The 12,518-nt window shown below is 71.6% G+C and carries 12 protein-coding genes; 2 read left to right on the forward strand and 10 right to left on the reverse strand.

Translation table 11 applies throughout. From position 1 onward, the window contains the following. Positions 1 to 23: 23 nt before the first annotated feature. Complete coding sequence (locus LZP97_RS11885; RefSeq protein ID WP_010595566.1) at positions 24 to 866, reverse strand: hypothetical protein; 843 nt, start codon at positions 864 to 866, stop codon at positions 24 to 26. A 500-nt stretch (positions 867 to 1,366) separates the two neighbouring features. Here LZP97_RS11885 and LZP97_RS11890 point away from each other — a divergent pair, with 500 nt between their 5' ends. Next, on the forward strand, positions 1,367 to 1,660 hold the full coding sequence (locus tag LZP97_RS11890; RefSeq protein ID WP_010595567.1) for a WhiB family transcriptional regulator: 294 nt from the start codon (positions 1,367 to 1,369) through the stop codon (positions 1,658 to 1,660). Positions 1,661 to 1,771: 111 nt separating this feature from the next. Here the strand turns inward: LZP97_RS11890 and groL are convergent, their stop codons facing one another. Together groL and groES are read right to left on the reverse strand one after the other, a co-directional pair. After that, the gene (groL, locus tag LZP97_RS11895; protein ID WP_048773469.1) at positions 1,772 to 3,388 is read right to left on the reverse strand and encodes a chaperonin GroEL; all 1,617 of its coding nucleotides are present in this window, start codon (positions 3,386 to 3,388) and stop codon (positions 1,772 to 1,774) included. A gap of 86 nt (positions 3,389 to 3,474) precedes the next feature. Then, on the reverse strand, positions 3,475 to 3,777 hold the full coding sequence (gene groES / locus LZP97_RS11900; protein WP_003938034.1) for a co-chaperone GroES: 303 nt from the start codon (positions 3,775 to 3,777) through the stop codon (positions 3,475 to 3,477). A 697-nt stretch (positions 3,778 to 4,474) separates the two neighbouring features. Here groES and LZP97_RS11905 point away from each other — a divergent pair. Then, a complete protein-coding gene (locus LZP97_RS11905) occupies positions 4,475 to 5,995 on the forward strand; it encodes an Hsp70 family protein (RefSeq protein ID WP_225223063.1) in 1,521 nt (506 codons plus the stop codon). A 29-nt stretch (positions 5,996 to 6,024) separates the two neighbouring features. On the opposite strand, the gene tsaD is transcribed toward LZP97_RS11905, so the two are convergent. The 7 genes from tsaD to LZP97_RS11940 are packed head-to-tail and all read right to left on the reverse strand — an operon-like array spanning position 6,025 to position 12,512. Next, on the reverse strand, positions 6,025 to 7,065 hold the full coding sequence (tsaD, locus tag LZP97_RS11910) for a tRNA (adenosine(37)-N6)-threonylcarbamoyltransferase complex transferase subunit TsaD (protein ID WP_010595570.1): 1,041 nt from the start codon (positions 7,063 to 7,065) through the stop codon (positions 6,025 to 6,027). Beyond that, positions 7,062 to 7,556 carry a ribosomal protein S18-alanine N-acetyltransferase gene (gene rimI, locus LZP97_RS11915; RefSeq protein WP_010595571.1) on the reverse strand — a complete coding sequence of 165 codons (495 nt, stop codon included), beginning with the start codon at positions 7,554 to 7,556 and terminating at the stop codon, positions 7,062 to 7,064. The genes tsaD and rimI overlap by 4 nt, the downstream gene beginning before the upstream one ends. Continuing rightward, entirely contained in the window at positions 7,553 to 8,257 is a 705-nt protein-coding gene (gene tsaB / locus LZP97_RS11920; protein ID WP_017679650.1) for a tRNA (adenosine(37)-N6)-threonylcarbamoyltransferase complex dimerization subunit type 1 TsaB, read from the reverse strand. The genes rimI and tsaB overlap by 4 nt, the downstream gene beginning before the upstream one ends. Before the next feature lie 30 nt (positions 8,258 to 8,287). Then, positions 8,288 to 8,773, reverse strand: coding sequence for a tRNA (adenosine(37)-N6)-threonylcarbamoyltransferase complex ATPase subunit type 1 TsaE (gene tsaE / locus LZP97_RS11925; protein WP_010595573.1), 486 nt, complete (start codon positions 8,771 to 8,773; stop codon positions 8,288 to 8,290). Next, positions 8,766 to 9,824, reverse strand: a complete 1,059-nt coding sequence (locus LZP97_RS11930; protein ID WP_234575028.1) for an alpha/beta fold hydrolase — start codon at positions 9,822 to 9,824, stop codon at positions 8,766 to 8,768. The genes tsaE and LZP97_RS11930 overlap by 8 nt, the downstream gene beginning before the upstream one ends. Next, a complete protein-coding gene (alr, locus tag LZP97_RS11935; RefSeq protein ID WP_010595575.1) occupies positions 9,821 to 11,005 on the reverse strand; it encodes an alanine racemase in 1,185 nt (394 codons plus the stop codon). Before alr ends, LZP97_RS11930 begins: the two co-directional genes overlap by 4 nt. Before the next feature lie 58 nt (positions 11,006 to 11,063). Continuing rightward, on the reverse strand, positions 11,064 to 12,512 hold the full coding sequence (locus LZP97_RS11940; protein ID WP_040272370.1) for a bifunctional ADP-dependent NAD(P)H-hydrate dehydratase/NAD(P)H-hydrate epimerase: 1,449 nt from the start codon (positions 12,510 to 12,512) through the stop codon (positions 11,064 to 11,066). Positions 12,513 to 12,518 lie beyond the last annotated feature (6 nt).

The following is a 12,518-nucleotide window of genomic DNA, read 5'->3' on the forward strand; positions in this document are numbered from 1 at the left end:
CGGAACGGACGCACGGATGGCTTCTAGACCCGGATCGTTGCGAATCTCCCACCGCGCCGGACGACGAGTGCCGCCGACTCGTCGCGCACGCGCCGAGCCGCCTCCCCGCCCCCGAGCCCGTCCCACAGCATCGCGGCCGCCCAGCGCAGCGGGACCAGACCGAGCGCGGTACTACGGTCGAGTACGTCGAGGCACAGGTCCCGGGCGGGCGTGAGATCGGACTCCCCGGTCCACGAGGCGGCCCGCAGCAGATCGGATTTGACCAGGTGCCGGACCGAGCCGCTGCGTTCGGCCTCGGCCGCGGCCGCAGCCGAACGCCGACGGGCGGTGGCGAAGTCCCCGGAGGCCAGGGCAGTCTCCGCGCAGACCCAGTGCAGGCGCACACGCTGGCGCCGGAACACCGCGCCGTGCACGCCTTCGGCGGCGTCGAGAGCGGCAGCGCAACGGTCCAGCAGCCGGACGGCCGGCCGGATCCGGCCGCACCCGAGCGCGTCCGCCGCCAGCCCCGTGAGGGCGTCGCACCGAGCCTCGACGGTCCACGAGGAATACCGCGGGGCGTCGGCGAGCGCCGCGGCCGCCCGTCCGTCGAGGACGGCGGCCTCGCGGTGCCGGCCGAGCTGACGCAGCAGCGACGCCTCGGTGCTCGCCGCCAGGGACGCGAGCGCTCCGTCCGGACCCGTGGCGCGGCGGAGCCGGGTCAGCTCCGCGCGGGCGGCGGCGTAGCGACCCTGACCGCCCAGGGCGACGGCCCGGTGCCACGACGCGACGCGATCCCCGCCGGGCGGGAGAGGGAACAGGTCCGGCCGGGCACCGAATGCCGCCGAGGCGAGCGTGGACGTGTCGGACGGCAGGGCGGTGACGGGCACGAGGCCATGATCGCACCCCTTCGCCTCCGTCCGGCGGGGAGGTGGAGTGCATTCCGAGAAATATGCACCGACGGCGCATCAATTACTTCCGTGCTTCGGCCGGTTGAACATCCGGTTTACGTTTTGTTAATTACAGACACGGTGTCGGTACGAAAGATGCGCACGCCGTGGCAATTTTCGGCCCCGGCGAACCGGACGGATGCCTTCCGGCACCCAGCGCAGGGCCTATAGTCCCTGATCGGGGCCATTCCGGGAACCGGAGGACGGCACGCACCGTGGAGGCGCACACCCTCAGGACACAATCACGGATCAGCCACGATGTAAATATTTCGGCGGTTAATTCTCGCAGATCGGGATATGGAAATTGCCACTCCGCGAAAGTGTTGACTCCATTTCCTCGCCACCTTTACGGTTACGAAGCCTGAACAACTGCTTTGGGGGGAAAGACCTTCCGCCCACGGTCCGCTCGCCTCGGGCGAGCACGCTGCAAAGGAGTACCCATGCCTGCACCACACCACTTGCCCGGACCGAACGCGGACGTCTGGGATTGGCAGATGCACGGACTGTGTCGTGGGGTGGACTCCTCGATGTTCTTCCACCCGGACGGTGAGCGCGGCCGGGCCAGGGCGCAGCGCGAGAGCCGGGCCAAGGAGATGTGCCGGCAGTGCCCGGTGCTCGTGCAGTGCCGGGAGCACGCTCTGGCGGTGTCCGAGCCGTACGGCATCTGGGGCGGCATGTCCGAGACCGAACGGGAGATGTACGCGCGGCACCGACGACGGCGGATCGCGGTCTGACCGGCCCGCCGGACGACACCACGAGACGACGAAGCCCCGCACGGATTGTTCCGTGCGGGGCTTCGCAGTTCCCGGGTACCCGGCCGACTCCGCGGCCGGGCACCCGGCTCGCTAGTGAGCGTGACCGTGGCCGTGACCGGCCTCGGGCGCCTCCTCCGGCTTGTCGACGACGGCGCTCTCCGTGGTCAGCACCATCCGCGCCACCGAGGACGCGTTGACGACCGCGGACCGGGTCACCTTGACCGGATCCACGACACCGTCGGCGAGCAGGTCACCGTAGGTGAGGGTGGCTGCGTTGAACCCGGACCCGGCGGGGGCCTCGGACACCTTGTTCACCACGACCGACCCGTCGAGGCCGGCGTTAGCGGCGATCCAGTACAGCGGGGCCGCGAGCGCGGCGCGCAGCACGGCGACACCCGTGGCCTCGTCACCCGAGAGCGAGTTCTCGAGCGCGTCCAGCTCCCGGGCGGCCTGCACGAGCGCCGAACCACCACCGGGCACGATGCCCTCTTCGACCGCGGCCTTGGCGGCGTTGACAGCGTCCTCGACACGGAACTTGCGCTCCTTGAGGTCGGTCTCGGTGGCTGCACCCACCTTGATCACCGCGACGCCGCCGGAGAGCTTCGCGAGCCGCTCCTCGAGCTTCTCCCGGTCCCAGTCGGAATCGGTGGCCTCGATCTCGCGACGCAGCTGCGCGACGCGGTTCTCGATGTCCTGTTGCGTACCGGCACCGTCCACGATCGTAGTGCTGTCCTTGGTGACCACCACCCGGCGGGCCGAACCGAGCAGGTCGAGACCGGCATCCTTCAGGGTCAACCCGACGTCGGAGTTGATGACGGTGCCGGCGGTGACGACGGCGAGGTCGTCGAGGAACGCCTTGCGGCGGTCACCGAAGAACGGCGCCTTGACCGCGACGGCCTTGAGGGTCTTGCGGATGGAGTTGACCACGAGGGTGGAGAGCACCTCCCCCTCGACGTCCTCCGCGATGATCAGGACGGGCTTGCCGTTCTCGGCGATCTTCTCGAGCAGCGGCAGGAAATCGGGCAGGGAGCCGATCTTGTCGCGGTAGAGGAGGATGACGGCATCCTCGAGCACCGCCTGCTGTGCGTCGATGTCGGTGATGAAGTAGGGCGACAGGAAGCCCTTGTCGAACTGGACGCCCTCGGTGACGACGAGCTCGGTCTGGAGCGTCGAGGATTCCTCGACGGTGACGACACCGTCCTTGCCGACGGTGCTCAGGGCCTCGCCGACCATGTTGCCGATCTCCTCGTCGCGCGAGGAGACGGTGGCGACCTGGGCGATGGCCTCCTTGCCCTCGACCGGGGTGGCGGCGGCAAGGAGCGCCTCCGACACCTTCTCGGCGGCCCGGCCGATGCCGTTGCCGAGTGCGATGGGGTTGGCGCCGGCCGCGACGTTCTTCAGGCCGGCCTTGATGATGGCCTGGGCGAGCACGGTGGCGGTGGTGGTGCCGTCACCGGCGACGTCGTTGGTCTTGGTGGCCACGCTCTTGACCAGCTGGGCGCCGAGGTTCTCGAACGGGTCCTCCAGCTCGATCTCCCGGGCGATGCTGACACCGTCGTTGGTGACGGTCGGGCCGCCGAACGCCTTGGCGAGCACCACGTGCCGCCCACGCGGGCCGAGGGTGACCTTGACGGCGTCGGCGAGCTGATCGACGCCACGCTCGAGTGCCCGCCGCGCGGTCTCGTTGAACTCGATTTGCTTGGACATGTTCTCCGACTACTCCTGGAACGAAGGATCCGGAACGGACTCCGCCCCGGGTCCGAGGCGGAACTCCGGGGCGGAATGCGTGCGGCTTACTTGGCGACGACGGCCAGCACGTCGCGAGCCGACAGGATCAGGTACTCCTGGCCGGCGTACTTGATCTCGGTTCCGCCGTACTTGCTGTAGATGACGACGTCGCCTTCCTTGACATCGAGGGGGATGCGCTTCTCACCCTCGTCGTCCCAGCGGCCGGGGCCGACGGCGACGACGGTGCCCTCCTGGGGCTTCTCCTTCGCCGTGTCCGGGATGACCAGGCCGGAGGCAGTCGTCGTCTCGGCCTCGTTGGCCTGGACGAGGATCTTGTCCTCGAGCGGCTTGATGTTCACGCTCGCCACGATGAGCCCTCCACTTTCAGGGGTTCGATGGTCCGAGGCCTCTTGTCGTCCTCGGACAGGGTTTGTTCAGTCACCACGGTGACTCCGCGCGTAGTCCCGTCGTCGCGGGTGCCGGAACACGCTCGGCGTCGACTAGCACTCTATACACGCGAGTGCCAGCGCTCAAGGGCAGAGGGTGCTGAATGCGCTCGTGTCGCCTCGGACGCACCACGACCGCGACGAGCGGGCCCCCACCCGGGCGACCTCCGCACGAGTGCACCCCGTTCGTCGGGCTCCGGACCCACCGCGGGCCGCCGACCCCGCACGTGCCCGTCGCGTCCGCAACCGAGGAGACCGAACTGTGACCATTCGTACCCGGAACCGAGCCGCGGGTGCTCCCCTGCCGAGATGACGTCCGTTCGGCACCCGTGCCCACGACGCTCCACTCGCGCCGCCCTCCGAGAGTACGGCTCCGAGCTGGGACGACAGCGGCCGAACGGACGAACCACCCGCGCCCGGCACCGACGTCGGGCGCGTGTGGCGGAACAGGGACGCCGCGCCGCCGCGCCGCCGGGCGGGCCGAGATCGGCGGTTTTCGGCGCGCGCCCGCACACCCCCGTCTGTTACGTTCGGATAACGGAGACCGAACGCGTGACCATTCGGTGACTTTGCGGCTCGACCGCGTCCCTGTCCGCCGGTCACGCACGGGAGGGGAACTATGCGCACGTCGCTGGGAATTTCCACCGGCGCTTCCGGAGTGGGCTCGGCCCTCGTCGTCGAGGGGCCGGGAGAGCACACCACCGAGTACCGATTTCTCGCCGCCGATCCCGAGACCGCCGGCGACCTGGGCGACCTCGTCATCGATGCCCTCTCCCTCATGAGCACCCAGATCGACGGACACGCCGTCCCCGACGCGGTGGCGGTGGCCTATCGAACCTCCGAGCACGCGGAGGCGATCCGCTCCGCGTCGGTGCGCGACGGCCACATCGTCCATCTGGTTCCGGAGACGACGGCCGTGCTCGCCTACCTGAACAGCACCGGGCTCGTCGACACCGCCGACACCCTCGCCGTCGCCGACCTGGGGGCGTCGGGATTCACCGTCTCCGTCGTCGACCGACGGTCCGGGTCGATGCTGCGCTCGGCCCGGACCGGGGACGTGGGGGGCGGAGCCGTCCGTGCCCGCGTCTACGACCACGTGCGCCGCCGGATCGGCCGTACCCGTGGCCGCATCCCGATCGACCCCGCCCTGCTGACGGTGCGCTGTCAGGGTGCACTCGAGGCCCTCGGAGAGGCGTCCACGACCCGGATCGAACTCGGTGACGCCGGACCGGCGGTGCCCCTGACCCGCACGGAACTCGACGAGATGGTGGCCGATCTCAGCGACACCGCGGCGACGTTCACCCGGCGGGTCTGCCACACCGAACCGCGGCCGCAGATGCTGGCGCTCGTGGGCGGCGCAGCGGCGATGCCGGCTCTGGCCGACGCCGTGACCTCGGCCTTCGCCGGCCCCGTCGCGGTGGTGCCGGAACCGGCCACCGCCGCGGCCCACGGCGCCGCGCTGCTCGCCGCGTCGTCACGACTGTCCTCCTATCCGTCGGTAGGTGCCTCGACCCCGACGGCGGGCACCCCCGGCGGCAAGGTCTCCGGTGCCCTCGCCGGGGCGCTCGTGATCGGTGCGCTCGTCGCGGGCTATGCGACCGACCAGATCGCGTCCGACGACACCGCCGTGTCCCCCGCCGGGACCAGCGGCCAGGCCACGACCCAGCCGGCGGCGGCCGTCCCCGACACCGGACACACGCAGATCCCCTCCGAGGATCCCCACGCCGCCGTCACCACGACAGCTGCCGACAACGGCTACGCACGCACGGACACGCCGGTGCCCTATCCCACTCCCACCGTGCCCGAGTCGTCGACGACCACGCCGGCGACGACCACGCCGCCCAGCACACCGGAATCGACGACGAGCGAGCGGCCCGAGTCGCCTGCGGACGTCCCCGGCACCGACCGGCCGTGGCAGTTGCCGGGAACCCTCCCGAGCGTTCCGCTGCCGACCGTCCCGCTGCCGACGCTGCCCGGCACGACGCCGTCCGAGAGCACGACACCGAGCTCGACGACGTCCGCGCCGCCGTCCGAGTTCGCACCACCCGAGACGACGACCGAGACCTCCTCGACCGCGGCCCCGGCGGAGGAGGCGACGAGCACGTCACCGCCTCTCATCGAACCGTCACCGGCCGCCTGATCGCGCCCGCCGATCACCGCAGCGTCGGGTCAGGCAGGCACCTGGGCGATCTCGACCGGCAGGCCGGGATCGGTGCCGACGGTGAGCGCGGAGGGCTGGGCGCCCCCGGCGATCAGATGCGCTCCCAGCGCGGCGATCATCACCCCGTTGTCGGTGCACAGGCGCGGCCGCGGCACCCGCAGCGCGATCCCGGCGGCCGCGCAGCGCTCCTCGGCGAGCTCACGCAGGCGGGAATTGGCAGTGGCTCCACCGCCGAGGACCAGCGTGTCCACGCCCACGTCCTGCGCGGCCCGCACCGCCTTCATCGTCAGCACGTCGGCGACCGCTTCCTGGAAACCGGCCGCCACGTCCTCGAGCGGGACCGGCTCGCCGGAGCGCTCGCGCGCCTCGACGAACCGCGCGACAGCCGTCTTGAGCCCGGAGAAGGAGAAGTCGTGCCGGGCGTCGCGCGGCCCCGTCATCCCCCGCGGGAACACCACCGCGGTGCGGTCACCGTTCTGTGCGGCCCGGTCCAGCGCGGGACCGCCCGGGAAACCGAGTCCGAGCAGCCGGGCGACCTTGTCGAACGCCTCGCCGGCCGCGTCGTCGACCGTCGTGCCCAGCTCGACGATCGGCTGACGGCCGAGATCCTCGACGTGCAGCAGGTGGGTGTGCCCGCCGGAGACCAGCAGCGCCACGCACGGTGGCATCGGTCCGTGTTCGATGGTGTCCACGGCGACGTGCCCACCGAGATGGTTGATCGCGTAGAACGGCACGTCCCACGCCGCCGCATACGCCTTGGCTGCCGCGACACCGACGAGCAGTGCGCCGGCGAGACCTGGCCCGATCGTCACGCACACGGCGTCGGGCTTGGTGACACCGGCGGCAGCCAGCGCCCGTCGCATGGTCGGAACGATCGCCTCGAGGTGCGCGCGGGACGCGATCTCCGGGACGACGCCACCGAAGCGGGCGTGTTCGTCGACGCTCGAGGCCACCTCGTCGGCGAGCAGGTCGAGCGTGCCGTCGCCGACCCACCGGACGATGCCCACGCCCGTCTCGTCGCAGGAACTCTCGATCCCCATCACGATCACGACTGTGACTCCTTCCGCCGGTCCGGCCGGCACATGGTGTACGCGTCGGCCCCGCTCGGCTGGTAGTACCGCTTCCTCGTCCCGACGATCTCGAAACCCTCCCGGCGGTACAGCGCGATCGCTGCGTCGTTGTCGGTGCGCACCTCGAGGAACACGGGACCGCCCCAGGCGTCGGCCGTCCGCAACAGCTCGGCGAGCAACGCGCCACCGACGCCGCGGCGCCGCTGTCGTGGGTCCACCCCGATGGTGTGGACCTCCGATTCCGGATGAACCGCGGTGCCGAGACGCGCGAGACCGGCGTAGCCGATGAGCCGGCCCTCCTCGTCCCGGGCGGCGACGTAGTGGTTCTGCGGTGCCGCCAGCTCGGCACGGAACGCGTCGGCGCTCCACGGGTCGTCACCGGGGAACAGGATCCGTTCCAGCTCAGCGCACCGGGCGACGTCGGACGGCTGCAGCGCGTCGACGAGGGGACGAGGGTCGTGGGTGGTCATTTCTTCTTCCGGTCCGCCGTCTCCACCGCGTCCGGGCGGCGCAGGTACAGGGGCACCAGGGGCTCGGGCTCCACCCCGGCGAGCAGGTCCGCGACGGCCACGGCGACCAGCCCTGCCGGGGAGGGTGTGGCCACCGAATGCGCGGGCAGCTCGAACAGGTCGACGTGCGGGCGGGATCCCGCGATCCGCTGCGACGGCTCCGCCTTCAGATCCGCCGGCCTGCACACCCCCGGCCCCTCGAGGCGGACGCCGCCGGAGTACCGCGCCCAGTACACCTCGCGGCGACGAGCGTCGGTGACGACGAGAAGATCACCGGCACTCTCGCCGGCTCCCGGCCCCGTACCGTCGGCGTCCGCACCCAGGACGTCGGCCGCGATCGCGTCGAGACTGCACACGCCGTACACCGGCACGTCGAGGGCGTCGCCGAAGGCAGCGGCGGTCGCCATGCCCACGCGCAACCCGGTGAACGGCCCCGGGCCGACACCGACGACGACGGCGTCGAGATCGGCCGGCGTGCGCCCGGTGGACGACAGACACTCGAGGATCTGCGGGGTCAGTACCTCGGCATGGGCGCGTGGATCGTCCGTGACCCGCACGGCCAGCGTCTCGATGCCGGCGGTCCCTGGTTCACCGCGGTCGTCCACCCGGACGAGACCTGCGGTGACGGCGGGGGTGGCGGTATCCACGGCGAGAACGAGCACGAGTATCCAGAGTACCGCCGAGCGCGGCGGTCACCCCACCCAGGACCAGGTGGCGGTGCGCACGTCCGAGTCCGGTTCGCGGCGCAGCCGCACCCGCAGGTGCCGTTCGGTGAGCGCCTCGACCAGTCCCTCACCCCATTCCACGACGACCACGGCGGCGGTCAGGTCGGTGTCGAGGTCGAGAGCGTCGAGTTCGTCGAGGGCGTTCGGTCCGTCCCCGAGGCGGTAGGCGTCGACGTGGATCATGCCCACGGGTTCGCCCTCGGTGCGACCGCCGGGGCGATGCTCGCGGGCGATGACGAAGGTGGGCGAGGTGACCCGGCCCTGCACCCCGAGGCCTGCCGCGATGCCACGGGTCAGGGCGGTCTTCCCGGCGCCGAGCGGTCCGTCCAGCACTACGAGATCGCCGGCGTGCAGCTGTTCTGCCAGGCGCCGGCCCAGTGCCTCGGTGTCCTCGACCGTGGGCAGCTCGGCGCTGCGCTCGGTGTGCGTGCCGGCGGCGAGATCGTCACCCAATTGCGGCGCGCCTCCTGCCGGCGTCGTGGGCGAACCCGCGTTGGATCAGCCGGTCGAGCGCACCGACGACGACCTCGGGGAATTCGAGTTGCACCAGGTGCCCGGCGCCGCGGACCCGCTTGAGCTCGACGTCCGGGAGTGCCGCCGCGAGTTCCTCGGAGCCGGAGAACGGGATGATCATGTCGGCGTCCCCGCACAGCACGAGGGCGGGCACCCGACCCAGCACCGGCAGGGCCGCGGACTCGTCGTGCAGTTCCAGGGTGCGCAGGAAGTTCACGATGGTCAGCACCGAGGTTTCCGCCAGCATCCGGTCGGAGAATTCGACGAGCTTCGGGCTGACCACGGTCCCGTAGGACGCCGCGCGCAGGATCGGCGAGATGATCGCCTTGGCGGCACCGCGGGTGTACTGCACGAAGCCCGGCGCGGTGCGGGCCAGGTGCCGGAATCCGTCGATCACCGGGTTCTCGAGGTTGCGGCCGATGCCGGTCTTGGTCAGGCCGGCCGCGGTGGTGGCGAGCAGTCCGACGCCGACGATGCGTTCGTCGAACAGTTCCGGGCGCTGCGCAGCCAGCGCGATGGTCGTCATTCCGCCCATCGAGTGCCCGACCACGACCACCGGGCCGGTGGGGGCGACCGTGTCGATGACCGTCCCCAGATCGCGGCCGAGTTGGGCGATGGTGCAGGACTTCGACCTCGGCGCGCCGGACTCCCCGTGGCCGCGCTGATCGTAGAACACCATCCGCACGTCCTTGCCCCAGCGCTCCTGCAGGTGCCGCATCTGCAGGTGCCAGGACTGCATGCGCAGGCAGTACCCGTGCACGAACACGATCGTCAGCGGCGCCAGAGCCGAGCCGACCTCGCGCACGGCGAGTTCGACGCCGTCCTCGGTGCGGACGGTGCGCTTGGGCAGCGCGAGCATCGCATCGAAGTCTTCCTCGCCGTAGATCTCGTGCGCGGGCAGGCCCGCGGTGCGCACCGCGTACAGTCCCGCGTTCGAGCCGAGCGTGGCCAGGCTCGCACCCAACAGTCCCAGACTGCCCAACAGCGTCATCGCCGCTCGCCTCCTCCGCCACCGACGTAGGTGCGGACGGTGCGCCCGCCCACGCCGGTGACCACCTCGTAATTGATGGTGTCCAGCAGGTCTGCCCACTCCTGCGCGACAGGCTCGCCGTGACGACCGTCACCGAAGAAGAACGCGGTATCGCCTTCTTTTACTCCGTCCCCGTCCGGTCCGAGATCGACCACGACCTGGTCCATGCACACGCGGCCGAGCTGAGGGCGGCGACGTCCGCCGAGCTGCACCTCGAAGCGGCCGCTGAGATTGCGCCGGATTCCGTCGGCGTAGCCCATCGGCAACAGGGCCACGGTGGTGTCGACGGGCGCCACCCAGCGATGCCCGTACGACACCCCGGACCCTGCACGCACCTTCTTCACCAGCGCCACCCTCGTTCGCAACGTCATTGCGGGCCGGAACCCGAAGTCCCCGACCTCGGGGATCGGGGACAACCCGTACATCGCTATACCCGGTCTGACCATGTCAAAACGCAGGTCAGGACGCGTGACAGTGGCTGCCGAGTTCGACAGGTGCACCACCTCGGGTCTCATGCCGTGGCGGCTCAGATCCGCGACGGCCTCGCGCAACCGGTCCCGCTGGCAGTCGATCTCGGGGTGACCGAGTTCGTCCGCGTGTGCGAGATGGGAAAAGGCGCCGCGCAGCCGGATCGCGCCCTCGGCGCGGGCCCGGCCCAGGTCCTGCAGAAATTCCGGCCATTCGTCGCGTGCCACGCCGTTGCGGTTGAGTCCGGTGTCGATCTTCGCGGTGAGCACCGCGGTCACGCCCGTTTCCCGAGCTGCGGCAACGATCGACGCGAGATGCCGGGTCGACGAAACCCCCAACTCGACGCCGGCGGTGATCGCGGGTGCGAAATCGGCGTCGACGGTGTGCAGCCAGGACAACACGGGCACGTCGATCCCGGCGCGACGCAGTTCGAGTGCCTCGGTCAGGGTCGTCACCCCCAGCTCGCGCGCCCCGGCGGCCACGGCGGCCCGCGCGACCGGGACGGCACCGTGGTTGTATGCGTCGGCCTTGACGACGGCCATCACCGCCGCCTCCCCGGCGAACTCCTGCAGCCGCCGCACGTTCTCGGCCACGGCGTCGAGGTCGATCAGCGCCTCGGCCTGCGGCAGGTCGTGGTGGAGGTGGTTGCGGGGTCGGGGTTCGGCCGTGGTCATGGGTCCCGATCCTGCCACTGCGGGCGAAGTGGCCCGCAGCACGGTCGACGGTGTCGGGTCACGATTCGGCCATGCCCCGCAGACGGCGTACTGCCGTGGGCACCCGGTCGAGGATCGCACTCGCCGACGTCGGCGCCCCGGCGCCGTCGACGCCCCCGCGCGCGGCCGTGTCCGCCGCGAACGCATGGGCCCGCGCACCGGCCGCGGCGGCGAGGTCCGGGGCCATACCGGCGGACATCAGTGCCCCGATCATCCCGGACAGGACGTCGCCCGCCCCGGCGGTGGCGGCCCACGACCCGCCGGCCTCGTTGACGAACACGTGCCCGGCCGGGTTCGCGATCAGCGTCGAGCGGCCCTTGAGCAGTACGTGCACTCCCCAGTCGGCGGCCAGGGCTCGCACCGCCGTCACCCGGTCCGGCTCGGGCCGGCGGCCGGTGAGCCGCGCGAACTCCCCGGCGTGCGGGGTCAACAGCGTCGGGGCGTGTCGGCCGCGGACCAGTTCGGGCTGCCGGGACAGCAGCGTCAGCCCGTCGGCATCGACGAGGACGGGCAGATCCGTCGCCAGCACCTCGCGCAGGGTGTCGGCCGCCTGGTGATCGGTGCCGCCGCCGGGCCCGATCACCCACGCCTGGACGCGGCCCGCCTCGGCGAACGACGGCGCGGCCACCACTTCGGGGAACCGGGCCAGGACGACGGGCGCGGCGCTGCCGGCGTAGCGGACCATGCCGGACGTCGCGGCCACCGCCCCGCCGGCGCAGAGCACGCCGGCACCCGGGAACCGGGCGCTCCCGGCGACGATGCCCACGACGCCCTGGCTGTACTTGTCGTCGTCGGCGCCGGGCACCGGCCAGATCGCGCCGATCTCGGCCGGCTCGGCCGCCACCAGGTGCGCCGGGGACAGGTCGAGACCGATGTCGACGAGCTCGACCCGCCCACAGCGGGCCGGGGCGAGGACGTGGACAGGCTTGTACGCACCGAACGTGACGGTCACGGCCGCGGTGACGGCCGGTCCGTCCACGGCACCGGTATCCGGGTCCACGCCGCTGGGGGTGTCCACGGCGACGATCGGCGCGGTGATCTGCTCGACGACCGCCGCGGCCGCCGGGCGCAGCGGGCCCCGGCCCGAGATGCCGACGATTCCGTCGAGCACGAGATCCGGGTCACCGATCCGCCCGGGATCGGCCGGCACGAGGCGTCCCCCGGCGGCACGCAGCGCCGCGGCCCCCGCCTGATGGGCCCGCTCCGGGTCGAGGAGCAGCGCCGTGACCGCGACCCCGCGGCGACGCAGGAACGCGCCCGCCCACAGGGCGTCGCCGCCGTTGTCGCCCGATCCGACGAGCAGGCTCACGTGCCGACCGGCGACGGAACCGGTGCGCGCATGCAGTTCCGTCGCCGCGATCCGGGCGAGCCCGAACGCGGCACGACGCATCAACGTGCCCTCGGGCAGGGCTGCGAGCAGCGGCGCCTCCGCCGCCCGCACCTGCTCACACGGGTAGTAGCTGCGCATCGGGTC

This window comes from Rhodococcus sp. DMF-1 (assembly GCF_021441945.1).
GTDB lineage: Bacteria > Actinomycetota > Actinomycetes > Mycobacteriales > Mycobacteriaceae > Rhodococcus > Rhodococcus ruber.